Below are 24,867 nucleotides of genomic sequence, written 5' to 3' on the forward strand. Positions count from 1 at the left end.
TTTTAGCCCGCGCGGCGGAACAGCATGCCGCGGTGCGGGGTCGTGCGGCTCGATGCGCCCAGGCCGTTCAGCGACGTGACGATGCCACGCGGCGTGCGGGTCAGCGTGAACAGCGGCTGGCCCGAGGGATAGCGCCCGCCGACATTGTCCGCGCCGAACTTGTAGAACTTGACCGTGATCGCATTGCCGCGCGGAGTGACCGTGCACTGGATCCGGCGATTGGTCTGGAAGCCCTGGCCGGTGAGCAGGCACCCGGTGGGGCCGTTCCCCGGCCCGATCGACAGCGTGTAGGTGATGAACGCGACGACGCTGTCCGACGGCGTGGTGCCGCCATGGCGGCCGACATCCTCTTCCCAGACATAGCGGCCGTTCCAGCCGGCGACCTGGGCGGTGGCGGGGTTCGGCAGCACCGCGGCCGCAGCCGCGATCATCATGCCGATCGATGGCGTCCCTGCAGGAAGCTTCTTCACGATGCGTCTCCTTGGTTGGTCAGTTCGACAATGTTCGAGTTCGGGTTCGGGCTCAGCGGCTCAATAGCGACATGCGCCCGCTGAGCGGCGTGATCGCGAAATCGGCGCCGCCGCGCGGCAACGGCCACATCGCGACCTGGAAGCGCTGCTTCGCGGCACAGGCGTTGACGGTCCAGATCTCGTAATGACCCCCGAGCGCAGGCGCCGGCTTGGTCGGCTGCTGGGGCACGAAACTGCTGGGCATCACGTCGACATGCGCCGAGAACAGCATCGAGCAGCCACCGCTGCGCTTCGAATAGGCGGCAATCTGGCGGAGCAGGTCGGTCGCCAGCTGCTGGCTGGCAAGCGTGCGCCCCGTGATCTTGATGGGGGCGGACGCAGCGGCAGGCTGGCTCGCGAGCGCCGCGGCGAGGCCGAGGGCTGCGATGAAGTGCGTGCGCTTCATGGTCTTTCTCCTTCGTCTTCCCTGCGCCATCAGACGAAGGGACATGACCGACTGGCCATGAGGAGATAATTGATCAATGCTCATTTAAGTTCAATTGATCAGCGATCAATTGTGTGCGGCATGCGCCCAAACGAAAATGGCGCCCGCGGCCTGGACCACGAGCGCCATCGATCGATCCGGTGCCGCGCTCAGAACTTGAAGGTCGCGCCCACCGTGAAGTTGCGCGGCGCGCCGTAGCGATACTGGCTGAACGTGCCCATCTGGCTGTAATAGGTCTCGTCGAGCAGATTCTCGACATTGGCTTGGAGCTGGACATTGTAGGTCAGCGCATAGCGCGCCATCAGATTGACCAGCGTGAAGCCGTCCTGCTCGAAGCGGAATGGCGCGTTCGTGACCGGATTGGGCGCGATCGTGAACGCCTCGCTGCGATAGTTGACGCCGCCGCCCAGGGTCAGGCGATCGATCGTATAGGTGGTGAACAGCTTGAGCAGGCGGCGCGGCTGCTCGGTATTGGCGGCGACGCCGTTCTCGTCCTCGGCCTTGAACTGGCTGTAGCCCAAATTGATGTTCCAGTCGGGCAGCGGCTTGCCGGTGACTTCGATCTCGAAGCCCTCGCTGGTGACGCCCTGCGCCGCGCGATAGGGCTGGAAGGGCGTGCCGCCCGGGACCGGGATCGGCGCCCCGTCGGTCTGGCCGACATTGTCCTGCTTGATGCGGAACAGCGCGACCGAGGTCTGCAGCGCTTCGTTGAAGAAGGCGCTCTTGAGGCCGATCTCATAGGCCTTGCCGTCGAGCGGCGCGATCAGCTCGTTGGTGCGCGTGCGCAGGTTCTGCGGCTGGAAGATGCGCGTGTAGCTGGCGTACAGGCGATGGTTCGAGGTTACGTCGAGCAGCGCACCGACATAGGGGATGAACTCGTCGTCATTGCCATAGTCGCTCGGCCCGCTCCACGCGAAGCCGCGCTGGCGCCAGCTCGCGATGCGGCCGCCCGCGATGATCTTGAGCGGATCGGCGAGGTTGAATCGGACCGCGCCGTAATAGCCGGTCTGCTCGATCCGCTCCTGCTCGTTACGCACCGCGGTGGTGCCCCAAACCGGCTCGGCGAAGTCCGCGCCTTCGCGACCGAGGACGGGCACATTGATTGCCCAATCGTTCAATCCGGCGCCCCAGGCTGGATTGTTGCGCGTGTAGGGCGCCACGTAATTGTCGGTGTGGCGGTTGAGCACGCTGTGCAGCGCGCCGATCACGACCTCGTGATCGCGGCCGAACAGCTTGACGCGCCCCTGGATCTGGCCGTCGAAGCTCTCCTGGACGCTGTCGCCCACCGACTTGTACGGGTTGCTGCTCGCGATCGTGCCGGTCGCGCGGTCGGCGGTGCCGTACAGGTAGAGCAGCTGGGTGTCGCCGGTGTTCTTGAGCCGGTTATAGTTGGCGGTGATGCTCCAGCGGTCGCCGATCTCCTGGCGGATGCTCCCGAAGATGTTCTGGTTGGTCGAGTTCCAATAGGTCCAGTCCGCCGCGGTGGTCTGCGCGCGGCCAAGGTCGGTAGTCACGGTGCCGTCGCTGTAGAAGGTCGGCAGCGCACCCCAGGTCGCGCCCTTGGGCTTGGTGTCCTGGTGGCTGATGCCCGCGCGGACCAGCGTGGTGTCGGTCACATCGGCATCGACCACGCCATAGAGCACCCACTTCCGGGTGTGGAGCAGATCGGTGAAGTTCTTGCCGTTCTCGTAGCGGCCGACGGCGCGGACGCGGATGCGGCCGGCCGCATCGAGCGCGCCGCCGATATCGGCCGAGACGCGATAGGTGTTCCAGCTCCCGGCCTGCGCGTTGACATAGCCGGTCCAGTCGGTGGCGTCGGCGTGCTTGCGCACCAGATTGACCGATGCCGAGGGATCGCCGGCGCCCGAGAGCAGCCCGGTCGCGCCGCGCACGATCTCGACGCGCTCGTAGATCGACATGTCGATGCTGGTCTCGCCATTGCCGCCGGCGAGCGTCCAGGCCGCGGGCACGCCATCGACCTGGGTGTTGCGGATCTCGAAGCCGCGCGCGAAGAAGGTGTTGCGGACGTCGTCGACTTCGTTGACCGACACGCCAATGCCGTTGTTGATCACGTCGGCGACGCTGATCAGGTTCTGGTCGAGGATGCGCTGCGCAGTGACGATGCTCACCGACTGCGGCGTCTCGCGCACGGTGAGGCCGAGCCCCGTCGCCGTGTCGATCTTGTCGGGGATCGTATAGCGGCCGCTGACGACGATCTCGTCCTCGGATCGCGCTTCGTCTGCGGTCTGCGCAAAGGCGGGCGATGCCAGCGCGGCCAGCGCCACGCCGAGGGTGAGAGCAAGCTTCGAAGTCAACGGTCTTCCCCAATCTACAGAGCCGCCCTGAGCGGCACGACGGGGCCATTAGTGCTAATAAGAACCGTTTGCAACAAAACCCGCCACGCGGGGGCAATTTCTCCCAGCGCGGCGCTCAGGCGCGGCCGATACGGCCCGCAATCAACTGCTCGGAGAGCTTGCCCCAGTCGGCGAAGCCCCAGCGATCGGGATCCTCCTCGCTGACGATATGGTCGGCGCCGCCCGAGCTGCACAGGAACACGTCCTCGAGCGTGAGCGGCACGCGTTCGAGCGCGCAATGAAAGACGCGGACCTTGCTGCGCGCCTCCTTTCCGCCGTCGGGCAGCGCGATGCCGAGCCGGTTGGAGCGCATCCGCACGAGCAGCCCGGTGGGGACCACCCCGATCCCGCGAAAGAACTTGAACAGCAGATCGCGGTCGAAATGGCCCTGCCAGCCGTGCATCTCGGTCGCGGCCTTGAGCGGGGTCCAGCCCTGCTTGTACTGGCGATCCGAGGTCAGCGCGTCATAGACATCGCAGATCGCCCCCATCCGCGCGGCGAGGCTGATCGCATCGCCCTTGAGTCCATAGGGATAGCCGCTGCCGTCGACCTTCTCGTGATGGAGCAGGCTGACGTCGAGCACTTCCTGGGTAACACCCTCGCCATGCTCGAGCATCGCATGCCCCTGCTCGGGATGCGCGCGGATCAGCGCGAACTCTTCCTCGGTCAGCCGACCGGGCTTGTTGAGCACTTCGTCGGGCACCGCCATCTTGCCGACATCGTGAAGCAGACCGGCAAGTCCCATCGAGCGGACCTGGTCCTCGTCGAGCCCGATCTGGCGCGCGAGATTGACCATCAGCGCGCAGACCGAGACCGAATGCATGTACGTATATTCGTCCTTCGACTTGAGCCGCGCCATGTCGATGAACATCCCCGGATTGCGATCGACCGCGGCCGAGATGTCCTCGACCACCGGCATCACCGCTTCGGCATCGACCGGATCGCCGAGCCGGGCGCCGTCGAATACGCCCTTCATCACGCGCTTCGAGCGCGCGATCGTCTTACGCGCCTCTTCGCGATCGGCCTTGGCGACATCGCGCGGCGCCATCGTCACGGGAGCGCCGGCCGCCAGTGCGATCTGGACGCGCGATACCGACGCGCGGGGTGTTTCCGGGACGAGCGCCGGCAGCCCGCGCTCGACATCGATCAATACCGCGGGAACGTCGCTGGCCAGGACGGCGGCAAGATCCTCGGGGCGTTCGAGCAGGAAGCGCGTGCGCCAGAAGGGATGGCTGAACCACGAGCCTTCGAACCCGTGGATATACATCCCGATCTTGACCTGACTTGGCGCAATCCGTTGCAGCAAGCGTTCGACCCTGAGCAATCTCTCCGAATCGGACTAGTCCATGTCAGGTTACGGTGGATTTAAGACGCGCTGGCAGGTGTGTCTCAGACCTGGAACGTCAGACCCGCGACCGCCTGTGCCGCCGCGGGTCCGGGAAATCAGCCGGCCACCGACTCGGCTGCGAGCTTCTTGAGGTCCTTCTCGGCGCGCGCGCCGTAATGCTGGATGATCTCGGCCGCGCAGATCGCGCCGAGGCGCAGCGAGTCCTGCAGTCCGCGGCCCTGCGCCTGGCCGAACAGGAAGCCCGCGGCGAACATGTCGCCCGCGCCAGTGGTGTCGACCAGCCGTTCGATCGGCTCGGCGCCGACTTCGACGCGCTCGCTGCCCTGGAGCGCCATCGCGCCCTTCTCGCCGCGGGTGACGACGAGCAAAGGCACCTTGCCGTGGATGTGCGCGACTGCCGATTCAAACTCCGCATGCTCGCACAAGGCGAGCAGCTCGTTCTCGTTGGCGAACAGGATGTCGATCAGCCCGTCATCGATCAGCTTGCGGAAATCGCCGCCGTGGCGCGAGATGCAGAACACGTCGGAGAGCGTGAACGCGACCTTCCGCCCAGCGGCGCGGGCGATTTCGATCGCCTTGCGCATCGCCGCGCGCGGCTCTTCGGGATCCCACAGATAGCCTTCGAGGTAGAGGATCGCGCCGTCGGCGATCACCTTCTCGTCGAGCGCGGCGGCAGGCAGGAACTGCGACGCGCCAAGGAAGGTGTTCATCGTGCGCTGGCCATCGGGCGTGACGAAGATCAGGCAGCGCGCGGTGGTCGGCTGGCCGGGGCGCACCGCGGTGTTGAAGTCGACGCCGGCGGCACGCAGGTCGTGCGCGAAGACTTCGCCGAGCTGGTCGTCGGCAACCTGGCCGATGAACGCGGTCTTGCCGCCCAGCGCCGCGATACCGGCAACGGTGTTGCCCGCCGAGCCGCCCGAGACTTCGCGGCCGGGGCCCATCTTGGCGTAGAGCGCGTCGGCTTCCTCGGGCGAGAACATCAACTGCATCGAGCCCTTGGCGACGCCGATCTCCTCGATGAAGCTGTCCTCGGCCTGGGCGAGGATATCGACGATCGCATTGCCGATGGCGACGACGTCATAGGTGGGCTTGGTCAAGTCTGGGGCTCCGAATGGCGCGATTGGGTTGCGCCGACGCCCTAGTCATGGGCAAGGAATAGCGCAATGATTCAAGGCTTCTTCCTCGCGATCGGGCAATTGACCGACCGGCCGGTATTGCGGGTCTTGCTCAAGTCGCTTGCCCTCACGCTGCTGCTCTTCGCCGGATTGGGCATCGGGCTGTGGTTCGCGATGGACTGGATCGGCGGCGCGGCGAGCGAATGGATAGGGTTCGGCCCCGACGCCGGGCCGTTCGCCGATGTCGCGACCCTGTTGTTGTTCCTATTCGGCTGGTGGCTGCTGTTCCGCGCGGTCGCCGTCGCCGTCGTGGGGATCTTCGCCGACGACGTCGTCGCCGCGGTCGAGGCCAAACATTATCCCGCCGCGCACGCGGCCGCGCGCGACGTGCCGATCGGGCGGTCGATCGCGATGGGGGTCGGTTCGGCGGCGCGCGCGATCGGCTATAATCTGCTGCTGTCGCCGCTCTATCTGATGCTGCTCGTCACCGGGGTGGGCACCGCGCTTGCCTTCTTCCTGGTCAATGCCTGGCTGCTCGGGCGCGACCTTGGCGACATGGTCGCGGCGCGGCATATGCCCTATCGCGCGCTAGCCGAGTGGCGGCGCGGCACCAAGGCGCGCCGCTTCGCGCTCGGCGCGGTCGGCACCGGGCTGTTGCTGGTGCCGCTGGTCGCCCTGGTCGCGCCGGTGCTCGGCGCGGCGATGGCGACGCACGCATTCCATCGCGGGAGAAGTACATGAGGTTCTGGGTTTTGGCGGGCATGATGGCGCTGGGCGGATGCGGGGGACCGATGATCCCCGAGGCGCGCCCGGCCGCCTATGTCCCCGTCCCCGGCGCGGCTCCCGCGGCCACCCCGGCGAGCATCGCCGCGGTCAAGGGCCAGACCGCGCCGCGGCTGATCGCCCAGTTCGGCCAGCCCGCGATCGACGCGACCGAGGGCCCGGCGCGGAAGCTCCAGTTCGCCGGGCCGATCTGCGTGCTCGACGCCTATCTCTATCCGCAGAAGGGCCGCGGCGAGCCGGTGGTGACCTATGTCGACACCCGTCAGCGCGATGGCGGACCGATCGACCAGGCAAGCTGCCTGGCCGCGCTGGCGGCGAAGCGACCGGCGGGGCGGTAAGGTCGCCCATTGCGCTCCCCTCCAGCTTGCGGGAGGGGTCGGGGGAGGGACCGACGGGGATGGAGCGGACAACGGTGGCCAAGCCGCCACTTCAGCCCCTCCCCTAACCCCTCCCGCAAGCGGGAGGGGAACATAGCCGCGCCAACGCCCACTCCGCCGCTTCGCGGATCGTCTCGTCGGGATCGCCGAGCAGCGCGCGCACCGGCGGCACCAGTGCCGCACTCCCGCTGTTCCCTGCCGCGATCAGGCAATTGCGCACCATCCGGTCGCGCCCGATCCGCTTGATCGGCGATCCGGCGAACACCTCGCGGAACGCCGCATCGTCGAGCGCGAGCAGGTCGGCCAGCGCAGGCGCGGTCAGCTCTGCCCGCGGGGCGAAGGCGAGGTTTGCCTGGGCGGCGGCGGCAAACTTGTTCCACGGGCAGACCGCGAGGCAATCGTCGCAGCCATAGATCCGGTTTCCGATTCCCTCGCGGAATTCGTGCGGGATCGGGCCCTTATGCTCGATGGTCAAATACGAGATGCACCGCCGCGCATCGAGCCGGTACGGCGCGGGAAACGCGTTCGTAGGGCACGCCGTCTGGCACGCGTCGCAGCTTCCGCAGGTCGAGGCGCCGCGCTGGTCGGGGAAAAGTTCGAGCGTGGTGTAGATCGCGCCGAGGAACAGCCAGCTGCCATGGCTGCGGCTGACGAGATTGGTGTGCTTGCCCTGCCAGCCGAGCCCCGCGGCTTCGGACAAGGGCTTCTCCATCACCGGCGCGGTATCGACGAATACCTTGACGTCGGCGCCCGGCGCCTCGCCGACCAGCCAGCGCGCCAGTTCCTTGAGCCGCCGCTTGATCAGGTCGTGATAATCGCCGCCCTGGGCATAGACCGAGATCCGGCCGATCTCGCGCTCTCCCGCCAGCGCCAGCGGATCGACGGTGGGGGCATAGCTCATCCCGAGCGCGATGATCGAGCGGACCTCGGGCCAGAGCCCGGCGGGGCTCTCGCGGTGGTGCGCGCGCTCCTCCATCCAGATCATCGAGCCGTGGCGCCCCTCGGCGAGCCACTGGTGCAGCCGCGCGCCCGCCGCCGGCGCGGCATCGGCGCGCGCGATTCCGCAATCGGCGAAACCGATTTCGGCGGCCTTCTCCTTGATCCGGTCTTCGAGTGGCTTGTCTTGGCGCACGCCGACCCGCTACCACGAAGCGCTATGGAGGGCACCTATTTGAGCAGCGACCTGGCGGTGAGCGCCACAGCGCTCGTCAAGAAGTTCGGCGACAAGCGCGCGGTCAACGGCGTGAGCATCGCCGTGCCCAAGGGGCTGATCTATGGCGTGCTGGGACCTAATGGCGCGGGCAAGACCACGACGCTGCGGATGCTGCTCGGGATCATCGAGCCCGATGGCGGCGAGCGGATGCTGCTCGGCGAAGCCGCGCCGCGCGACGCGAGCGACCGGGTGGGCTACCTCCCCGAGGAACGCGGGCTCTATCCCAACATGAAGTGCCGCGAGGCGATCGCGTTCATGGGCGCGCTGCGCGGGCTGCCCTGGAGCACCGGCCGCAAGCGCGCGGGCGAGCTGCTCGAGCAGGCAGGCCTCGGCCATGCCGCCGACGACAAGATCCGCAAGCTCTCCAAGGGCATGGCGCAGCTCGTCCAGCTGCTCGGCTCGGTGGTCCACGAGCCCGAATTGCTCGTGCTCGACGAACCCTTTTCGGGGCTCGACCCCGTCAACCAGGAGCGGCTCGAGAAGCTGATCCGCGGCCAGCGCGACCGTGGCGCGACGATCCTGTTCTCGACGCACGTCATGGCGCATGCCGAGCGGCTGTGCGACCACCTGTCGATCATCGCCGGGGGCGTAGTGAAGTTCGAAGGCACGGTGGATCAGGCCCGCGCGCTGCTGCCGCTCAAGGCGCATTACACCCCCCATCATCACGCCGACACCGCGGGTGCGCTGCTCCCCGCCGATGCCGAGCGCGAGAATGGCAGCTGGCGCTTCACGGTCCCGGCCGAGGGGATCGAGGCGCTGCTCGTCCGGCTGATCGATGCGGGGTACGGCATTTCCGGCCTGTCGATCGAGCGGCCCGGGCTGCACGACGCCTTCGTCAAGATCGTCGGACCCGAAGCTTTGGAGCAGGCGGCATGAAGTTCGGCCGGATGCTCCGCCAGGCGCTCACCGTCGCGCGCCGCGACTTCACCGCGACGGTGATGACGCCGACCTTCCTGCTGTTCCTGCTAAGCCCGCTGCTGATGGTCGGCTTCGGGCTGGTCGGCAGCATGACCGCGAGCAGCGCGGCGGGCAGCGGCGAGGCGCGCCAGCGCGTCGTCGTGATCGCCGGCCCGCGCGAAGCCGCCGAGATCGCCGCCGCCGATCGCGCGCTGCGGAAATTGTTCACCACGCCCAAGGCGCGGCCGGCGCTCCAGATCGAAGGGCCGGGCGACGATGTCGCGGCGCAGGCGCGCGCGCTGCTCGACAGCAAGCAATATGACGCGGCCGCGGTGCTCTATGGTCCGCTTGCCCGGCCGCAAATCCTCCGCCGGCCCTCGGGCTGGTCGGACGCCAATTATCTCGCCCAGCTCGCCGAATATGCGCTGCGCGTGGAGCAGACTGGCGGCGCGCGCCCGCTGAGCGAGCCCGAGATCGTCGTAGTGACGTCGGGCCAGGCGACCGGCGGCGGCCGTAGCCAGACCGCGTTCTTCGCGACGCTCGGCATCTTCTTCCTGACGCTGATGCTGTCGGGCCAGGCGGTCGGCGCGATGGCCGAGGAGCGGTCGAACAAGGTTATCGAAGTGCTCGCCGCGGCGATCCCGCTGGAGAGCGTGTTTTTCGGCAAGCTGCTCGGCGCGTTCGGATCGGCGATGCTGTTCGTCTGCTTCTGGGGGACATTGTTCGCCAATCTCCCCCGCTTCCTCCCCGTGGCGATCGCCGACGGGCTGAGCGACCTGAGCGTCGCGGTCGGGCCGATCTTCGCATTGCTGTTCGTCGTCTATTTCACGATGGCGTACATGCTGCAGAGCGCGGTGTTCCTCGGCATCGGATCGCTCGCGGGGACACAGCGTGAGATCCAGATGCTGTCGCTGCCGATCACGATCTTCCAGTTCGCGATGTTCGGCTTCGCGTCGTTCGCCGCGGGCAATCCGGGGACCTGGGCCGCGCTCGCCGCGGAGATCTTCCCGTTCAGCTCGCCGCTGGCGATGGCGGCGCACGCCGCGAACTCGCCCGCGCTATGGCCGCACGCGCTCGCTATTGCCTGGCAGGCCTTGTGGGTGGCGATCACGGTGACGGTTGCGGCGCGGCTGTTCCGCCGCGGGGTGCTCAAGTCGGGCAGTCCGAAGCGCAGCAAGCGGCAGGCGGAGCGCCCCGCTATTGACACGACTGTCAGTTAAGGGTCTCCTCTCCCAAGAGACAGGAGAGGCATATGGCGACGCATGCGGCCGAGTCGGTTTCCGTCGATCCTCTCGATATGAGCCGGCCCGAGCTCTATCGCGACGATGTCTGGCAGGCTCCGTTCCGCGAACTGCGCGAGCGGGCGCCGGTCTATCATACCGAGCATAGCGCGTTCGGGCCGTTCTGGTCGGTCTCGTCGTACAAGCCGATCGTCCAGGTCGAATCGCTGCCCGATCTCTATTCGTCGCAGGCCGGCGGGATCACCATCGCCGACCTCCAGGAAGGCGACATCAAGATGCCGATGTTCATCGCGATGGACCGGCCCAAGCATACCGGCCAGCGGCGGACGGTGGCACCGGCGTTCACCCCTTCGGAAATGGTGCGGATGACCGAGAATATCCGCGGCCGTACTACTGAAATCCTCGATTCGCTGCCGGTGGGCACGCCGTTCGACTGGGTCGATACCGTCTCGATCGAGCTGACCACGCAGATGCTCGCGATCCTGTTCGACTTTCCGTGGGAGGAACGGCGGCTGCTGACCTATTGGTCCGATTGGGCCGGCGACATCGAAATCGCCAAGGATCCGGTGCGGAAGGACCAGCGGCGGACGATCCTGTTCGAATGCGCCGCCTATTTCGGCAATCTGTGGCAGAGCCGGATCGGCAAGGAGCCCGCGCCCGACCTGATCTCGATGATGATCCATTCGGACGCGATGGCGCACATGGACCAGATGGAGTTCCTCGGGAATTTGATCCTGCTGATCGTCGGCGGCAACGACACGACGCGCAACTCGATGAGCGCCTATGCCTGGGGGCTGAGCCAGTTTCCCGACGAGCGCGCCAAGCTGGAGGCGAATCCCGCGCTGATCCCCAATGCAGTGCAGGAGATCATCCGATGGCAGACCCCGCTAGCGCACATGCGCCGCACCGCGACACAGGACACCGAGCTGGAAGGCCAGAAGATCCGCGAGGGCGACAAGCTGGCGCTGTGGTATCTCTCGGCCAATCGCGACGAGAGCATCTTTCCCGAGGCCGACAAGATCATCGTCGATCGCGAGAATGCGCGGCGGCACCTGGCATTCGGCCACGGCATCCACCGCTGCGTCGGCGCGCGGCTGGCCGAATTGCAGATCGGGATATTGCTCGAAGAGATGGCCAAGCGGCGGTTGCGCGTGAACGTGCTGGGCGAACCCGAGCGCGTCGCGGCGTGCTTCGTGCACGGGTACAAGCAGATGCCGGTGGAGCTGGAGCGGTATTGAGACTGAGAGACTCCCCTCCCTGAAAGGGAGGGGTTGGGGGTGGGTTTAGCGTTGGGCAGGGCTCGATGCCCTGCTCGACGCTTCGATGCTTGGCGATGAGTCTTTTTGAGCGCGCAGACGCGCGCACCCACCCCCTGCCCCTCCCTTTCAGGGAGGGGGGAGGATAGCTCCTTCGCACTTGCACAAAAATCCCCGCCTGCTAAACCCATCCTTGTTGGGGAGTAGCTATCGGCACCCATGCCGAGATCGCGTCAACACACTTGTGCCGTGGCACATGGTGCGATCAGCGAACCGTGTTCGCCTTGCGAGACCAGCGTGCATCGAACCCGCTACCGGCCGGGTGCGATGACGCTGTCGCGCGTCCGGTGAGGTTTGCAATGTCCCCTTTCGGTATCGCCGCTTTGTCGCTCAGCATGTCCGCCGACGCCTTCGCCGCGTCGATCGCGCGCGGCGCCGCGACGCGCCCCACGCTTTCCGGCGCGCTCAAGGGCGGGCTGGTATTCGGGGTGATCGAGGCGCTGACTCCGCTGCTCGGCTGGATGGTCGGCATCGCCACCGCGAGCTTCGTCGGTGCGGTCGATCACTGGATCGCCTTCACGCTGCTCGGTTTCGTCGGCGGCCGGATGATCTGGGAAGCGCTGACCCGCGAAGACGCCGACGAAGACGAAGCAGTGCCCGCGGCGTCGGGATGGCGTGGCGCGCTGGCGCTGGTCGCGGTGGCGATCGGGACGAGCATCGACGCCGCAGCGGTCGGCGTATCGCTCGCCCTGGTCGGCCAGAATATCGTGATGATCGCCGCGGCGATCGGCTTTGCAACCTTCGCGATGACGACGATCGGGCTCAGCATCGGACGGATGGTCGGCAGCAAGCTCGGCCGCGTCGTCGAGATGGCGGGCGGCGCGACGCTGATCGCGATCGGCAGCTGGATCCTCGCCGACCATCTCGGCGCCTTCGCCTAACGTTGCGGGGGCTCTGCCCCCACCCCACATATCGGCGATGCAGACCGATCGCCGTACGCTTCTCGCCGTCGCCGGGCTGGGCGCCTTAACCGCCGCGTGTGGCGGCGCGCCCGCCGAAGCGGCGCAGACCTTTCCGTTCAAGCTCACCGATGCCGAATGGCGCAAGCGGCTGAGTCCACAGGCCTATGACGTGCTGCGCAAGGGCGCAACCGAATGGGCGGGCACTAGCCCGCTCAACAAGGAGCATCGCGCCGGCACCTTCGCTTGCGCCGGATGCGGGCTGCCGCTGTTCGCCTCGGCGACCAAGTTCGAAAGTGGCACCGGCTGGCCGAGCTTCTATCGGCCGCTGCCGAACGCGGTGATCGAGAAGAGCGACCGTTCGCTCGGCATGGCGCGAACCGAGATATTGTGCCGGCGCTGCGGCGGGCATCTCGGCCATGTCTTCGACGACGGGCCGCGGCCGACGGGCAAGCGCTATTGCATGAACGGGGTGGCGCTGGCGTTCGTGCCCAAGGGCTAGGTCAGCGGAACTCCCCTCCCTGCAAGGGAGGGATGATCGAGTGCGAGCCGAAGGCGAGCTCCGGCGCGTGCGGCAAAAGAAAAGGCCGGGGCATCGAGCCCCGGCCGTTTCTAAACCCACCCCTAGCCCCTCCCTTTCAGGGAGGGGATAAACTCAGTTGACGCCGGTCTCGAGCTTGAGGTCGCTGAGGTCGAGGTTGAGCGAAGCGATCAGGTGACGGTCGATCTTCGGCGCTTCGAACGCATCGTCGCCTTCCGCGCCGTCGGCATAGATGAAGCCGTTGACCGGGTAGCTCGACGTGCCGAGACCGCCGAGTGGGGCGAACCACACGCGGACTTCGCTCCAGTCGCCGGCTGCCGAAACGTCGACCGCACGCACGTCACGCTCGATCCCACCGCGGCGCGACCAGTTGGCGTGGGTGAGCAGGACTTCGCGGTCGCTGACGATCTCCGAGACCATCGCGACATGGCCGAACGGGTTCTTGGCGGTCTTCTTGAACGACATGATCGCGCCGATCTTGGGCTCCTCGCCGCGCTCGTAGCGTCCGGCGGCCTGGCCCCACCAGGTCCAGGCATTGCCGTGGATCTTCACGTTGGAGATCTGACGGGCATACGGCGCGCACTGCAGATAGGCGCTCTTCGCCTGGGCGGGCACCGAAGTCATCAGGGCGCAGAACGCCATCAGCGCAAAACGCGCTGCGAAAATACGGAACTTCATGGACCCCCCGGTCAGGAAATCTAGGTGTTGAGTGTTGCTAACCGCATCATAGGAGCGTGGTACACCCCCTCGGCCCGCCGATCCGACGAACCGTTGCGACGAGCCGATGGGTTGAAGGAACCGGGCGCAGGGCCGCGGAAATCTGCGGTTTTTTACGTAGGCCGAAGGTCTAGAATCGGTTAAATCTGGCTTGTCGGCAGGCGGGCAGCACCCGCGAAGCCACCGTGGCACGTAAGCCGCAGCTACGCATTTTTCCGCAACCCGATCCTCGATTCATCGCAGCATTGTTGCGCCGCAACACCTTTTCGATTCCTATAATGAATGGGAGCCAACGGCGGATTAAGCGACGCGTTAACCATTCTGTCGCATGATCGCCGCTGGGGAGTGAGTGGGGTGGGAGTTACGGTGATGGCATCGAAGATGAAGCCGGCCGAAGGCGCCATGACGCTGGCCGAAATGAAGGAATTTGCGGGGTTCAGCGCGTCGACGCAGCGCTATGTGCGCCGCGCGCTCGACATCGGGCTCGAGCGCGAGGACGCGCTGGAGCGCTGGGGGCGCGACGTGGTCGAGGCCGCGAGCATCCGGGCGCAGGCGCGCATGTACGAACGCCTCCCCGAACTTCGCGCGCTGATGCCCGACGACAGCGATCTCGACGCGATCGAGCCATTCATGGCGCCGCTGGTGACCGTCTCGGCGTTCGATCTCGGCCAGGGCCGGCTGACCAGCTTCTCGGCCTATCGCTTCCTCTACGAGCGGTTGGTCGGCGCCGAAGTGCGGCCGTGGCTGCCCGCGGCGTTCTGCGCGGCGGCGGCGCTACCGCACCTTCATCCGGATCTGCGCCGGAAGCTCCTCCAGTCGATCAGCGAAGCTGCGGCGACCGCTTCCGGCTGGTCAAACCGCCAGCCGGCCTTCTTCCCGCAATGGGTGGAAAAGGTCGAAGCGACCGCGCTGCCGAACTGAGACTCACCGGGCCTGTCTCACCGGCAGGCCCGCCATCCCATCTCGCCGCGCTCGGCCTGGTCGAGATGGAGGTGGTCGCGATGCGCGGCGTTGTAGTCGGGCGACAGCACCGTCGAGAACAGCCTGCACGCCCCGGTGCGCACCTCGCGCAGGAATTCGGCCTTCTTGCCGCCCTCGTTCCAATCCTCGAGCACGCCGACATGCGTGCCGTCCGATAGCTGGAAGCCCGACACGTCGAGCGCGTCGGCAGTCGCGTGCTCGCTCCAGTCGCCCGCGCTGCGGCCATACATGCGGCGGCACGAATAGGAGCCGAGATGTTCGATCCGGGCGACGCGCGCCCCGAAATGCTTTTGCGCAGCCGGCTGGAGGACGTTCCACTCCCACATCGCCACCCCTGCCGCGACCGGGCACGACACGCCGAGCCGCGTGGGAGTAAACTCGATCGACTGGGCGCCGCCGGGCGCGAAGCGAAGCCCGTCGGCATAGCCGCATTGTTCGCCCGACTTGACCGCCGGCAGGATCGTGTAGCGCACCCCCGCCGCCTGGAGCAGCGCGCGGCATTCGGCGAAATCGTCGGTCAGCCCGGCGAGCTTGCGCCCGGTGAACGCGCCGATCGGCTGGCCGAGGTCGAGCTTGGTCCAGGGCAGATCCTGCGGGCGATTGCGCACCAGCGCGTAGATCGCGAAGAAGATGCCGAGCAGCACCGCGAAGATCACGACGGCCATGATCGCCTGGCGGATCGTCCTCATGCGCGGACGGCGTTCCCAAGGGGTTCCGAGGTCACCGGATAGCCGAGATCGCCGGGGATGCAGAGCCGGTCGCCCTCGATCCACGGCGTGATCGTGCGAACGGGATGCGCTCGGGCGTCGGCGGCGGCATCGGCGAAGCTGGCGAACAATGCGAGGCGTTCCAGGTTGCGCCGGGTCGGGAAGATGATCACTGCCTCGCCGCGATCCGCCGCGTCGAGCACGGCGCGCGCGGAAGCCCAGAACACGCGGACATTCTCGTTGCCGTCGACCAGCGGCTCGGCCCCTTCGGGTGCACGGGCGAGGTAGAAGCGCGTGTCGAACACTTTATGGTGCACCCCCGCGGGCAGCCAGCGCGCGAAGGGGTGGAGCGCGTCGAGGTCGAGCGTTCCGCCGACTTCGTCGAGCAGCGCGCCCATCGGCTCGCCGTCATAGAGGCGGCGCTGGAGGTGCGGGATCGTCGCGGAGGGAACCGACACGCCGACCGCGACGCCTGCCTCTTCGATCGTCTCGCGCACCGCGGCGATACGCGCGGCGCGTTCGTCAGGGTCGCCGTCGAGCGTCGCGGCGAGGACATGGTCGCCCGGATCGACGCGACCGCCGGGAAAGACCAGCGCGCCGCCCGCGAACGACATCGCCTTGGCACGCTCGACGATCAGCAGCTCGGGCGGGCCATCGGCGGTTTCGCGCATCACGATCAGGGTGGCCGCGGGAATCGCCTCGGGTTCGGACATGGACCCGATCTAGGGGGCGACGCCCTGCTCTACCAGCCCGGCGTCTTGAGGCGGACGCGGGCGATCTTGTCGCTCGAGGTGAGGAACAGCGTCCTGCCGTCCTCGCCGAACGCGCAATTGGCGGTGGCCTTGGGCATCGCGATCAGCCCCAGCGCCTTGCCCTGCGGCGAGAGGATGTAGATTCCGCCCGGGCCGCTGGCGAACACCCTGCCCGCCTTGTCGACCTTGAGCCCATCGGGCATCCCCGGCAGCTTCCGGCCGAGCGGCTCGCTGAAATCGTGGAAGATCGTCGGCGCCCCACGCGGCATGCCATCGGCACCCAGCGGATAGGCAAGGATATGCGGCCGCGCCGCGTCCGACATCGCGACGTACAGCGTGGTCTTCCTGGGGCACAGGCCGATGCCGTTCGGGCGGCTGAGCGAATCGTCGACCAGCCGGACCTTGCCACCGGGTTCGAGGCGATAGACGCCGTTGAATGCCAGCTCCTTGAGCGGCGACGTATCGCCGTCGGTGAGGCCATAAGGCGGATCGGTGAAATAGATCGCCCCGCCCCGCCCGAAGGCGACGTCGTTGCAGCTGTTGAAGCGCTTGCCTTCATAGCGATCGGCGAGGATCGTGCGCCGCTTGGTGGCGAGGTCTACCGCAACGATCGCGCGCGTGCCCGAATCGGCGACGATCAGCCGGCCCTTCGCGTCGATCCCGAGGCCGTTCGATCCGGCCTCGCGGATCGTCGGCGGGATCGGCCCCTGCAGCCCCGAGGGCGTGAGGAACGGCGCGGCGCCGCCGCCTTGCTTCCAGCGATAGGCGATGTTCGCGGGCACGTCCGAGAACAGCAGATAGCCGCCGTTCCGCACCCATACCGGGCCCTCGCTCCATTTGTATCCCGAGGCGATCACTTCGATCGGCGCGTTCACATCGACCACCGCATCGAGCGCGGGATCGAAGCGAGTGATGCTGCCGAGGGTCTCGGCGCGGGCGAGCCCGGGAACGAGCGGCAGCGCCGCCATGCCGGCGAGCGCTGCGCGGCGCGTGATAATGGTCATCGTCTCTCCTGTGCGGGTCATGCCTTGGCGAGCTTCACGGCCCTGCCCTCGCGCGCCGAGCGATAGATCGCCTCGATCAGCCGCATGTCGCGCAGGCCCTCTTCGCCGGCAACGATCGGCTCGCGCCCGGTGAGCACGCATTCGGCCATGTGATCGAGCTGCCCGACGAACTGGTTCTTGGCCGGTACGGGCAGCGTCACCTGCTCGGTCTTGCCCTTGGTCCGCGTCCACATCTGCTGGCCTTCATAGGCGGTGGCGGGTTCGAGCCCCACCCAGCCTTCGGTGCCGGTGACGCGATAGGCATTGTGGTTCGAGCTGTAGCTCGACACGCAGGCGGCGAGCGCACCCGAGGGGAAGCGCATCTGCCAGTCGATCCGATCCTCGACCGTGCGGAAGCGCGGGTCGGCCTTGCCGGTCGATTCCATCGCGCTGACTTCGATCGGCTCCTCGCCCGCCAAATAGCGCGCGGCGTTGAGGCTGTAGATGCCGATGTCCATCATCGATCCACCGCCCGACAGCGGCCGATCGAGCCGCCACTGGTTGGGCGAAATGGTAAAGCCGTGCTCGGAGGTGATCAGCCGCGGCTTGCCGACGAAGCCGCTGCGCACGAGCTCGATCGCCCGGAGATTGTGCGCCTGGAAGCGCGAGCGATAGCCGATCATCAGCTTCTTGCCGGCCTTCTTCGCCGCGGCGATCATCGCCTGGCATTCGGCGACCGAGACCGCCATCGGCTTCTCGCACAGCACGTGCTTGCCCGCCTGGCTGGCGCGGATCGAATATTCGGCGTGGAGCGCATTGGGCAGCACGACATAGACGATGTCGATGTCGGGATTGTCGCGGATGCGGTCGTATTCGGCGTAGCTGTAGCGGTGCGTCTTGGGGATGCCGTATTCGCTGCCGAAGCGCTCGAGCTTCTCGGGCGTGCCGCTGACCAGGGCGACAAGCTTGGCGTGCTCGCACTCCTTGAGCCGCGGCATGATCTGGCGCGTGGCATAGCTGCCAAGCCCGACGATCGCATAGCCGAGCTTCCGCTTCGGCGGCTCCTGCGCCCAGCCGCACGCCGGCAGGCTCGCCGCCAACATTGCCGCACCCGAACCGGCGAGCATCTCGCGGCGGCTCTGTCCGTTGCCCATCTTGCCTCTCCTCTTTGGCCTTGGGCTATCATGCGGGCGCGGGCCCGCGGAAGCCCCTGATGGTCGTAGCTCAGATCGGCAGGGTGATCGTCGCGAGAATTCCGCCCTCGGCGCGATTGACGAGCTGGACGTCGCCGCCGTGCGCGCGCGCCACCGCCCGCGCGCTGGGCAGGCCGAGGCCGATCCCGCCCGTATCGCGATTGCGCGAACGCTCCGCGCGGAAGAACGGTTCGAAGACATGGTCGAGGTCGGCGGGCGCGATGCCGGGCCCCGAATCGCGCACTTCGAGCACGGCATCGCCGTCGATTTGCGCGAGCGACACCTCGGCCCCGCCGGCATATTTGACGGCGTTCATCACCAGGTTGCTGACCATCGCCTTGACCGCGGCGGGGTTGGCATTGAGCACCACCGGCTCGCCGGGCGCGAGCGTTACCGCCTCGCCGCGATCGGCCAGGTCGTCGACCACGGTCTCGGCGAGCGAGCGCAAATCGAGCGCGCGACGCACCGGGGAATCGTTGGTCTCGCGGACATAAGCGAGCGCAGTCGATACCAGTCCCTGCATGTCGCGGATATCCCCCTCGCACGCCTGGCGCAGCGCATCGGGCGCCTCCTCGAGCCGCAGCCCGAGCCGCATCAGCGGGGTACGCAGGTCGTGCGCGACCGCGCTGATCACGGTGGTGCGATCGTCGACATATCGATTCAGGCGCGCCTGCATCGTGTTGAATGCGGCGGCGGCCTCGGCGATCTCGCTCGGCCCTTCATATTGAAGCGGCGGCGCGCGCGGATCGCGGCCGAGTCGCTCGGCGGCGGCAGCGAAGCCGCGGATCGGCTTGGAGAAGCGGTGCGCCATCGCCCAGGCGAACGGCGCGACGGCCACCGCCGAGCAGATCAGCCAGAGCAGCACGAACCAGCGCCACGGCTCGAACCCGGCGACGGGCTCGACGCGAAGCCATTGGCCGTCGGGCTGGCGCCATGCCGCAGAGAATTCGCCCGAGATGACGACGTCGCGTGCGACCGCTGGACTGACCGGCGCCGGCCGCGGCGCCGAGCCCCGCTCATAGATGCGCTCGCGCTGCAGGAACGGCGTGGGGAAGCTGATTTCCACCATTTGCGCCGGCGTGCCGAGCGCGGTCGCCAGCGCCGCGGCGATACGTTCGCCGCGCGGGTTCCACGGCGGCGAATGCACTTTCGCGACGCGCGCGACTTCCAGCTCGCCGGCTGAATCCCGGCCCTCGCGCAACGTCTGCACGATCTGGCCGACGGTATAGACCTTGGCAGTGGGCGCCTGGACCGCGATCAGCAGCCCGAGGTTGAGCAGCTGGACCACCGCGACGCAGACCAGCATCAGCACGAAGATGCGCGGGAACAGCGGCCAGCGTGCCGCGCCCCCGGCATCCCTCATGCGCGAACGACTCGCGGCACGAACAGATAGCCTTCGTTGCGCACGGTGCGGATGATGTCGTCGCCGCCCGCGCGCAGCTTCCGCCGCAGCCGGCTGACCTGTACGTCGATCGCGCGGTCATAGGCGTCGGTATCGGGGCCGCGCGCCGCCTGGAGCAGCGCCTCGCGGGAGAGCACGCGGCGCGGGCGCTCGATGAACACGCGCAGCACCGCAAACTCGCCATCGGTCAAGCCGACCAGCACGCCGTTGGGATCGAACAGCTCGTGGCTGCCCAGATCGATCCGCCAGCCGTCGAACGCGTAGATCTCGCTCGCCGGGGCGGGCGCCGCGGCGACGGCATTGCGCTTGCGCAGCGCGGCGCGGACGGTGGCGAGGATCTCGCGCGGGCTGCACGGCTTGGGAAGGTAGTGGCTCGCGCCGACCTCGAGCCCGAGGATGCGATCCTGCTCCTCGCCCAATGCGCTCAGCAGGATCACCTCGGGACCGTCGCGCCGGGCGATGCGGCGGCATGCGGCAAGGCCGTCCTCGCCGGGCATCATGATGTCGAGGATGACGCAGTCGACCGGCGTGCGGGCGAGGATCTCGTCCATGTCGCGCGTGTCGGCGGCGGTCTCGACATGGAAGCCACGCGCGCCAAGGCTGTTGGCGAGCAGGTGGCGGATGTCGTTGTCGTCATCGACGACGAGCAGCGTCGCCGAATCGGCATGGATCGGTGCAAGTACGGCCATGTCCTCCATAATAGGAACAATGCGTCTGGATTGCTGCCCTAATTTTTCTTTTTAGCACAAAGTGTTAGGCGGGCGGAAAAATGCGGGCACGGGCCCCGCCCTGCGGCGGAGCCCGTCCTGGTCGGTCGAACCGCCGGGTTTACCAGCGGCGGCCGTTGCGATCGTGCTTCTCGATCCGGATCCGCGCCGACAGCGCGTCGAAGCGGCGATCGAGATCGCGGCGCTCGGCCAAGGTCAGGCCGGGGCGGCTGGCGCGATAGCGTGCTTCGAGGCGGCCGAGCTCGCGAAACTCGGTGCGCAGGCGCGTCGCCTCGCGGCGGCTGAGCGCGCCCGAGCGGATGCCCTGGTTGATCCGCGCATCGAGCCGCGCCTGGCGCGCATTGATGTTCTGCCAGCCGCCCTGATAGCTCGCGGCGTGCGGCGCCGCGGCCGGCGCGGCGATCGCGGTGGCGGGAACAGTCGCGGCAGCAATGCCGAGGCCGGCGAGCATGAGCGTGAACTTCTGCATGACTAACTCCTCTTCGATACGGGGCCGTCGCTGCGGCCTGGAAGGAGTTATGAAACGCGGCTGTCGCAGGCGTGTCCCACGGTTCGTCCTTTTGTGTCGCGATTTGTCGCAGAAGCGAAACGAGCCTGAACGAGGGTTCAGATTGAGCCCTATTCTTATTTTGTGAGAGCGACAGGCCCGACCCAGCCCGTGCTTCGCGGAAAGCCGGGTTTTCGCGCCCCTCCCTTCGGCCTGGCCCCTCCCGCGTGCGGGAGGGAGCGAGAGGGAATTATTCCTCGCCGATACCCAGCAGCTCGATCTTGAACAGCAGCGTCGCGCCGCCGGGAATCGGCCCCTTGCCGACCGGGCCGTAGGCGAGGTCCGAGGGCGAGGCGATCTCGATCGTGTCGCCCACGCCCATCATCGGCACCGCCATCTGCCAGGCCGGGATCAGCGCGCCGAGCGGGAAGGTCGCCGGCTCGCCGCGATCGTACGAGCTGTCGAACGGGGTGCCGTCGATCAGCGTTCCGGCATAATGGATCTTCACGACGTCCTGGACGGTCGGGTGCTTGCCCTGCCCGTTACCCTTGATCCGCCGCCAGCGCAGCCCGCCGGGCAGCGACTGCCAGCCGTCGCTCGACTTCAGTTGCGCCAGCGCGAGCATCTGCTTGTTGTGCCACGCCGCGTCCTGTGACGGGCCCTCTTGGCCGCCATTCTGCAAGGCGACCGCCGCGGTGGCGGCGAGCAAGCCGGCCGCACCCAGGCCGATCAGATACATCTTCTTCAAAACCTTCACTCCGTCAGAGCCTGGCGCCGCCTTAGCCAAAGCTAGGCCGGTCGAACAGAGGCCCCCAGCACCCGCCCCGCCACGGCGTCGAGCCTGGCCAGCAGCGCGGGATCGCGCGCCGACGGCGCGGTGATCAGCGCCGCATCGAGACACGTGTCGATCGGCGACGCCGGCCGCGCCTCGGGCAGGCCGCGCAGCAAGTGCATCACCATCGCCCGCGCCTTGGCCGCATTGCTCGAAAGCTGGGCGATGACCTGCGCGACGTCGACCGCCGCCTCGCCCTCGCGCCAGCAATCATAGTCGGTGACCATCCCGACCAGCGCATAGGGAAGTTCGGCCTCGCGGGCGAGCTTGGCCTCGGGCATCGCCGTCATCCCGATCAGGTGGCACCCCCAGCTCCGGTGGAGATGGCTCTCGGCGCGCGTCGAGAATTGCGGCCCCTCCATCGCCAGATAGGTGCCGCCGACATGCGTGTCGGCCCCCGCCGCGCGTGCCGCCTCGGCGACCAGTCCCGACAGCCGCGGGCATACGGGGTCCGCCATCGAGACATGCGCCACCATCCCGCTCCCGAAGAAGCTCGAAGGTCGCCCTTTGGTCCGATCGATGAACTGGTCGGCGATCGTGAAGCTCCCCGGCGGCCGGTCCTCGACCAGGCTGCCGACCGACGATACCGCGAGCACGTCGGTCACCCCCAGCCGCTTGAGCACGTCGATATTCGCCTGCGCATTGAGCTCGGACGGGCTGATCCGGTGCCCGCGCCCGTGCCGCGGCAGGAACACCACTTTCACATGCCCGACCTGCCCGACGAAGCACGCGTCCGAGGGCTGCCCCCAGGGGCTCGCCGTCTCGACCCATTGCCCGCCTTCGATCCCTTCGACGTCGTAGAGCCCCGACCCCCCGATGATCCCGATCGTCCAGCCGCTCATCCTGCCTTGTCCACGTTGCGCCGCGCCCAGCCGAAGTAGAGCAGCAGCCCGATCAGGTTCCATGCCCCGAACAACAGCTGGGTCTGATGCGGCAGGCTGATGAAAAGATAGAGACAGCCGAACGCCGCGCCGAGCCCGACCAGCCATGCCGCCGGCGTGCGGAATGGCCGCACCGCATCCGGCGCGCGGCGCCGCATCACCAGCATGCAGATCCCCACCGCCGCAAACGCCGTCAGCGTCCCCGCATTGGCGAGCGCGGCGATCTCGTCGATCGGGAAGAAGGCGGCGAAGAAGCTCACCACGCACGCGGTGAAGATCGTGATCCGCACCGGCGATCCGCGCCGCGACACCGTCGCCAGGCTCTCCGGAAGCATGCGGTCGCGCGCCATCACGAAGAAGATCCGGCTCTGCCCGAACAGGAAGGCGAGGATCACCGTCGGCAGCGCCACGATCGCGCTCGCCGCGAGGAAGGTCGCCGCCCCGGGCTGGCCGAGCCCCCGGAGAATCAGCGCCAGCGGCTCGGGGCTGTCGGCGAAGCGCGTATAGCTCAGCGCCCCCACCGCGGCGATCGCCACCACCATGTAGATCACCACGCACGCCACCATCGATCCGACGATCCCGATCGAAAGGTCGCGCGCCGGGTTCTTGGCCTCCTCCGCCGCGGTCGAGATCGCATCGAAGCCGTAGAAGGCGAAGAAGATGATCGCCGCCGCCGCCATCACCCCGCGCTCGACTCCGTCGGGCGACATCTGCTTGGCGAAGCCGAACGGCGCGAACGGCTCGAGATTGGCGGCGTCGAAATAGGGCAGCGCCACCGCGACGAACACCGCGAGCGCGATCAGCTTGATCACCACCAGCAGCGCATTGAGCGTCGCGCTCTCGCGCGTGCCGAGGATCAGCAGCCCCGCGACCAGCCACACCACGAACAGCGCCGGCACGTTGACGCCCCATTCCGCGACCTGCCATCCTGCCATTTGCGGCCCGTGGGTAAGCGCCTCGGGCACCCCCATCGCGAGCAGGAACGGCGTCGCATAGCCCGACCAGCCCACCGCCACCGTCCCGACCACGAGCGTATATTCGGCAAGCAGGCTCCACCCGACCACCCAGGCGATCACTTCGCCAAGCACGACATAGCTGTACGTATAGGCGCTGCCCGAAGCCGGGATCATCGTCGCCATCTCGGCATAGGCCAGCGCCGCGCATGCGCAGATCGCCCCGGCGACGACGAACGACAGGATCACCGCGGGCCCGGCCCGGTCGGCGCCGACCCCGATCAGCGTCAGGATGCCGGTGCCGACGATCGCGCCCACGCCAAGCGCGACCAGATGCGGCCAAGACAAGGTCCGCGCGAGCCGGTGCCCCTCAGGCCGGTCCGCCTCCGCAACGATCGCCTTCAGGCGAAACAGGCTGGCCATCTACGCTCCCCTTCCTTGTTGCCTAGGGTGATAGCGCGTCGCCCGCCGCATACAACCATCGTCACCCCGACCGCAGTGCCGGGGTGACGGGGTGACGGGGTGGTTCAGCAACCATGCAGGCGCCAGCGGCAATCGGTACGCCCTCGACCGAAGGAGGCTCCCGATGCTCCCCGCCCTCGCGCTGCTGTTCGCGCTTCCCGAAGACGTGCCCAACCCGCAGATCGACTATGCCGGCTTCGCCACGCTCACCACCGATGTCCGATCACACCGCGCCAGCCGCCTGCTCGCCCTTCCCGCGTTCAAGGCCAAGGCGGCCGAGAAGAACGCGCTGATCCTCGACGCGCGCTCCGCCGACAAGTTCGCCGCCGGCCATATCGCCGGCGCGGTCAACCTGCCGCTCACCGATTTCACCGCGGAGGCGCTGGCCGCGGTCCTCGGCCCGAACCGCAACCGCCCGATCCTGATCTACTGCAACAACAATTTCGCGAACCACCGCATGCCAGTCCCGCTCAAGAATCCGGCGCTCGCGCTCAACATCCAGACCTTCATCAACCTGGTCGGCTATGGCTATGCCAATGTCTGGGAGCTGCGCGACGTCGTCGATTTCAACGATCCGGCGGTGGGCTGGGTGAAAGCGGCAACCTAACCACTCCCCTCCCTGAAAGGGAGGGGTTGGGGGTGGGTGCGAGCGCAGCGAGCCCAACGGCGTCCTCGGCGGAAAAGAAAAAGCCGGGCATCGAGCCCGACCTTTTCTAACCCACCCCTTGCCCTCCCTTTCAGGGAGGGGAAT

26 protein-coding genes and 1 riboswitch are annotated in these 24,867 nt (G+C 67.6%); of the genes, 9 read left to right on the top strand and 17 right to left on the bottom strand.

All coding sequences use genetic code 11. The features are described 5' to 3' along the window. Window positions 1-2: 2 nt before the first annotated feature. From RZN05_RS13750 to RZN05_RS13770, 5 genes are all read right to left on the bottom strand, one after another. A complete protein-coding gene (locus tag RZN05_RS13750) occupies window positions 3-470 on the bottom strand; it encodes a DUF5991 domain-containing protein (RefSeq protein WP_317227169.1) in 468 nt (155 codons plus the stop codon). A gap of 52 nt (window positions 471-522) precedes the next feature. Then, window positions 523-915, bottom strand: coding sequence for a hypothetical protein (locus RZN05_RS13755; protein ID WP_317227170.1), 393 nt, complete (start codon window positions 913-915; stop codon window positions 523-525). A 188-nt stretch (window positions 916-1,103) separates the two neighbouring features. Continuing rightward, on the bottom strand, window positions 1,104-3,269 hold the full coding sequence (locus RZN05_RS13760) for a TonB-dependent siderophore receptor (protein ID WP_317227171.1): 2,166 nt from the start codon (window positions 3,267-3,269) through the stop codon (window positions 1,104-1,106). 115 nt (window positions 3,270-3,384) lie between these two features. Next, complete coding sequence (locus RZN05_RS13765) at window positions 3,385-4,614, bottom strand: HD-GYP domain-containing protein (RefSeq protein ID WP_317227172.1); 1,230 nt, start codon at window positions 4,612-4,614, stop codon at window positions 3,385-3,387. A 137-nt stretch (window positions 4,615-4,751) separates the two neighbouring features. Continuing rightward, window positions 4,752-5,753 (bottom strand): adenosine kinase, encoded by a 1,002-nt coding sequence (locus tag RZN05_RS13770; protein WP_317227173.1) that lies wholly within the window; start codon window positions 5,751-5,753, stop codon window positions 4,752-4,754. A gap of 66 nt (window positions 5,754-5,819) precedes the next feature. On the opposite strand from RZN05_RS13770, the gene RZN05_RS13775 reads away from it, so the two are divergent. Continuing rightward, a complete protein-coding gene (locus RZN05_RS13775; RefSeq protein WP_317227174.1) occupies window positions 5,820-6,512 on the top strand; it encodes an EI24 domain-containing protein in 693 nt (230 codons plus the stop codon). Next, window positions 6,509-6,892: a hypothetical protein gene (locus RZN05_RS13780; protein ID WP_317227175.1), complete on the top strand. Its 384-nt coding sequence runs from the start codon at window positions 6,509-6,511 to the stop codon at window positions 6,890-6,892. Before RZN05_RS13775 ends, RZN05_RS13780 begins: the two co-directional genes overlap by 4 nt. 103 nt (window positions 6,893-6,995) lie before the next feature. On the opposite strand, the gene queG is transcribed toward RZN05_RS13780, so the two are convergent. Beyond that, on the bottom strand, window positions 6,996-8,063 hold the full coding sequence (queG, locus tag RZN05_RS13785; protein ID WP_317227176.1) for a tRNA epoxyqueuosine(34) reductase QueG: 1,068 nt from the start codon (window positions 8,061-8,063) through the stop codon (window positions 6,996-6,998). Between the two features lie 24 nt (window positions 8,064-8,087). Between queG and RZN05_RS13790 the strand changes: the two genes are divergently transcribed. The 5 genes from RZN05_RS13790 to msrB all read left to right on the top strand — a co-directional run bounded on the left by RZN05_RS13790 (window position 8,088) and on the right by msrB (window position 12,999). Next, entirely contained in the window at window positions 8,088-9,020 is a 933-nt protein-coding gene (locus RZN05_RS13790; RefSeq protein WP_317227177.1) for an ABC transporter ATP-binding protein, read from the top strand. Further along, on the top strand, window positions 9,017-10,261 hold the full coding sequence (locus RZN05_RS13795; protein WP_317227178.1) for an ABC transporter permease: 1,245 nt from the start codon (window positions 9,017-9,019) through the stop codon (window positions 10,259-10,261). The genes RZN05_RS13790 and RZN05_RS13795 overlap by 4 nt, the downstream gene beginning before the upstream one ends. Before the next feature lie 32 nt (window positions 10,262-10,293). Further along, window positions 10,294-11,520: a cytochrome P450 gene (locus RZN05_RS13800; protein WP_317227179.1), complete on the top strand. Its 1,227-nt coding sequence runs from the start codon at window positions 10,294-10,296 to the stop codon at window positions 11,518-11,520. Between the two features lie 204 nt (window positions 11,521-11,724). After that, window positions 11,725-11,823: riboswitch (yybP-ykoY riboswitch) on the top strand. Window positions 11,824-11,897: 74 nt separating this feature from the next. Then, a complete protein-coding gene (locus tag RZN05_RS13805) occupies window positions 11,898-12,479 on the top strand; it encodes a manganese efflux pump MntP (RefSeq protein ID WP_317227180.1) in 582 nt (193 codons plus the stop codon). Window positions 12,480-12,516: 37 nt separating this feature from the next. Next, window positions 12,517-12,999 carry a peptide-methionine (R)-S-oxide reductase MsrB gene (msrB, locus tag RZN05_RS13810; protein ID WP_317227181.1) on the top strand — a complete coding sequence of 161 codons (483 nt, stop codon included), beginning with the start codon at window positions 12,517-12,519 and terminating at the stop codon, window positions 12,997-12,999. A 153-nt stretch (window positions 13,000-13,152) separates the two neighbouring features. On the opposite strand, the gene RZN05_RS13815 is transcribed toward msrB, so the two are convergent. Then, the gene (locus RZN05_RS13815) at window positions 13,153-13,716 is read right to left on the bottom strand and encodes a CHAP domain-containing protein (protein WP_317227182.1); all 564 of its coding nucleotides are present in this window, start codon (window positions 13,714-13,716) and stop codon (window positions 13,153-13,155) included. A gap of 408 nt (window positions 13,717-14,124) precedes the next feature. Between RZN05_RS13815 and RZN05_RS13820 the strand changes: the two genes are divergently transcribed. Beyond that, complete coding sequence (locus RZN05_RS13820) at window positions 14,125-14,676, top strand: hypothetical protein (protein WP_317227183.1); 552 nt, start codon at window positions 14,125-14,127, stop codon at window positions 14,674-14,676. Window positions 14,677-14,693: 17 nt separating this feature from the next. Here the strand turns inward: RZN05_RS13820 and RZN05_RS13825 are convergent, their stop codons facing one another. From RZN05_RS13825 to RZN05_RS13870, 10 genes are all read right to left on the bottom strand, one after another. Beyond that, entirely contained in the window at window positions 14,694-15,425 is a 732-nt protein-coding gene (locus RZN05_RS13825) for an extensin-like domain-containing protein (RefSeq protein ID WP_317227184.1), read from the bottom strand. Then, window positions 15,422-16,156 (bottom strand): NUDIX hydrolase, encoded by a 735-nt coding sequence (locus tag RZN05_RS13830; protein WP_317227185.1) that lies wholly within the window; start codon window positions 16,154-16,156, stop codon window positions 15,422-15,424. The genes RZN05_RS13825 and RZN05_RS13830 overlap by 4 nt, the downstream gene beginning before the upstream one ends. A gap of 29 nt (window positions 16,157-16,185) precedes the next feature. Then, window positions 16,186-17,199: an SMP-30/gluconolactonase/LRE family protein gene (locus RZN05_RS13835; protein ID WP_317227186.1), complete on the bottom strand. Its 1,014-nt coding sequence runs from the start codon at window positions 17,197-17,199 to the stop codon at window positions 16,186-16,188. Between the two features lie 17 nt (window positions 17,200-17,216). Continuing rightward, window positions 17,217-18,332 carry a Gfo/Idh/MocA family protein gene (locus RZN05_RS13840; RefSeq protein ID WP_317227187.1) on the bottom strand — a complete coding sequence of 372 codons (1,116 nt, stop codon included), beginning with the start codon at window positions 18,330-18,332 and terminating at the stop codon, window positions 17,217-17,219. Window positions 18,333-18,402: 70 nt separating this feature from the next. After that, window positions 18,403-19,734 carry an ATP-binding protein gene (locus tag RZN05_RS13845; RefSeq protein ID WP_317227188.1) on the bottom strand — a complete coding sequence of 444 codons (1,332 nt, stop codon included), beginning with the start codon at window positions 19,732-19,734 and terminating at the stop codon, window positions 18,403-18,405. Then, on the bottom strand, window positions 19,731-20,462 hold the full coding sequence (locus RZN05_RS13850; RefSeq protein WP_317227189.1) for a response regulator: 732 nt from the start codon (window positions 20,460-20,462) through the stop codon (window positions 19,731-19,733). Before RZN05_RS13850 ends, RZN05_RS13845 begins: the two co-directional genes overlap by 4 nt. A gap of 139 nt (window positions 20,463-20,601) precedes the next feature. Continuing rightward, complete coding sequence (locus RZN05_RS13855; RefSeq protein WP_317227190.1) at window positions 20,602-20,970, bottom strand: hypothetical protein; 369 nt, start codon at window positions 20,968-20,970, stop codon at window positions 20,602-20,604. A gap of 268 nt (window positions 20,971-21,238) precedes the next feature. Then, the gene (locus RZN05_RS13860; protein WP_317227628.1) at window positions 21,239-21,727 is read right to left on the bottom strand and encodes an FKBP-type peptidyl-prolyl cis-trans isomerase; all 489 of its coding nucleotides are present in this window, start codon (window positions 21,725-21,727) and stop codon (window positions 21,239-21,241) included. A gap of 50 nt (window positions 21,728-21,777) precedes the next feature. Further along, a complete protein-coding gene (gene mtnP, locus RZN05_RS13865) occupies window positions 21,778-22,662 on the bottom strand; it encodes an S-methyl-5'-thioadenosine phosphorylase (RefSeq protein ID WP_317227191.1) in 885 nt (294 codons plus the stop codon). Next, window positions 22,659-24,077: an amino acid permease gene (locus tag RZN05_RS13870; RefSeq protein WP_317227192.1), complete on the bottom strand. Its 1,419-nt coding sequence runs from the start codon at window positions 24,075-24,077 to the stop codon at window positions 22,659-22,661. The genes mtnP and RZN05_RS13870 overlap by 4 nt, the downstream gene beginning before the upstream one ends. 163 nt (window positions 24,078-24,240) lie before the next feature. Between RZN05_RS13870 and RZN05_RS13875 the strand changes: the two genes are divergently transcribed. Continuing rightward, window positions 24,241-24,723: a rhodanese-like domain-containing protein gene (locus tag RZN05_RS13875; RefSeq protein WP_317227193.1), complete on the top strand. Its 483-nt coding sequence runs from the start codon at window positions 24,241-24,243 to the stop codon at window positions 24,721-24,723. Window positions 24,724-24,867: the final 144 nt, after the last annotated feature.

The organism is Sphingomonas sp. HF-S4 (genome assembly GCF_032911445.1).
Lineage (GTDB): Bacteria > Pseudomonadota > Alphaproteobacteria > Sphingomonadales > Sphingomonadaceae > Sphingomonas > Sphingomonas agrestis.

What these genes read in the sequence shown, in the direction of transcription:
- RZN05_RS13755 (WP_317227170.1), bottom strand. Translation starts at nt 915, where the DNA reads ATGAAGCGCACGCACTTCATCGCAGCCCTCGGCCTCGCCGCGGCGCTC.
- RZN05_RS13775 (WP_317227174.1), top strand. Translation starts at nt 5,820, where the DNA reads ATGATTCAAGGCTTCTTCCTCGCGATCGGGCAATTGACCGACCGGCCG.
- RZN05_RS13780 (WP_317227175.1), top strand. Translation starts at nt 6,509, where the DNA reads ATGAGGTTCTGGGTTTTGGCGGGCATGATGGCGCTGGGCGGATGCGGG.
- RZN05_RS13790 (WP_317227177.1), top strand. Translation starts at nt 8,088, where the DNA reads ATGGAGGGCACCTATTTGAGCAGCGACCTGGCGGTGAGCGCCACAGCG.
- RZN05_RS13795 (WP_317227178.1), top strand. Translation starts at nt 9,017, where the DNA reads ATGAAGTTCGGCCGGATGCTCCGCCAGGCGCTCACCGTCGCGCGCCGC.
- RZN05_RS13800 (WP_317227179.1), top strand. Translation starts at nt 10,294, where the DNA reads ATGGCGACGCATGCGGCCGAGTCGGTTTCCGTCGATCCTCTCGATATG.
- RZN05_RS13805 (WP_317227180.1), top strand. Translation starts at nt 11,898, where the DNA reads ATGTCCCCTTTCGGTATCGCCGCTTTGTCGCTCAGCATGTCCGCCGAC.
- msrB (WP_317227181.1), top strand. Translation starts at nt 12,517, where the DNA reads ATGCAGACCGATCGCCGTACGCTTCTCGCCGTCGCCGGGCTGGGCGCC.
- RZN05_RS13815 (WP_317227182.1), bottom strand. Translation starts at nt 13,716, where the DNA reads ATGAAGTTCCGTATTTTCGCAGCGCGTTTTGCGCTGATGGCGTTCTGC.
- RZN05_RS13820 (WP_317227183.1), top strand. Translation starts at nt 14,125, where the DNA reads ATGGCATCGAAGATGAAGCCGGCCGAAGGCGCCATGACGCTGGCCGAA.
- RZN05_RS13825 (WP_317227184.1), bottom strand. Translation starts at nt 15,425, where the DNA reads ATGAGGACGATCCGCCAGGCGATCATGGCCGTCGTGATCTTCGCGGTG.
- RZN05_RS13830 (WP_317227185.1), bottom strand. Translation starts at nt 16,156, where the DNA reads ATGTCCGAACCCGAGGCGATTCCCGCGGCCACCCTGATCGTGATGCGC.
- RZN05_RS13835 (WP_317227186.1), bottom strand. Translation starts at nt 17,199, where the DNA reads ATGACCATTATCACGCGCCGCGCAGCGCTCGCCGGCATGGCGGCGCTG.
- RZN05_RS13840 (WP_317227187.1), bottom strand. Translation starts at nt 18,332, where the DNA reads ATGGGCAACGGACAGAGCCGCCGCGAGATGCTCGCCGGTTCGGGTGCG.
- RZN05_RS13845 (WP_317227188.1), bottom strand. Translation starts at nt 19,734, where the DNA reads ATGAGGGATGCCGGGGGCGCGGCACGCTGGCCGCTGTTCCCGCGCATC.
- RZN05_RS13850 (WP_317227189.1), bottom strand. Translation starts at nt 20,462, where the DNA reads ATGGCCGTACTTGCACCGATCCATGCCGATTCGGCGACGCTGCTCGTC.
- RZN05_RS13855 (WP_317227190.1), bottom strand. Translation starts at nt 20,970, where the DNA reads ATGCAGAAGTTCACGCTCATGCTCGCCGGCCTCGGCATTGCTGCCGCG.
- RZN05_RS13860 (WP_317227628.1), bottom strand. Translation starts at nt 21,727, where the DNA reads ATGTATCTGATCGGCCTGGGTGCGGCCGGCTTGCTCGCCGCCACCGCG.
- mtnP (WP_317227191.1), bottom strand. Translation starts at nt 22,662, where the DNA reads ATGAGCGGCTGGACGATCGGGATCATCGGGGGGTCGGGGCTCTACGAC.
- RZN05_RS13870 (WP_317227192.1), bottom strand. Translation starts at nt 24,077, where the DNA reads ATGGCCAGCCTGTTTCGCCTGAAGGCGATCGTTGCGGAGGCGGACCGG.
- RZN05_RS13875 (WP_317227193.1), top strand. Translation starts at nt 24,241, where the DNA reads ATGCTCCCCGCCCTCGCGCTGCTGTTCGCGCTTCCCGAAGACGTGCCC.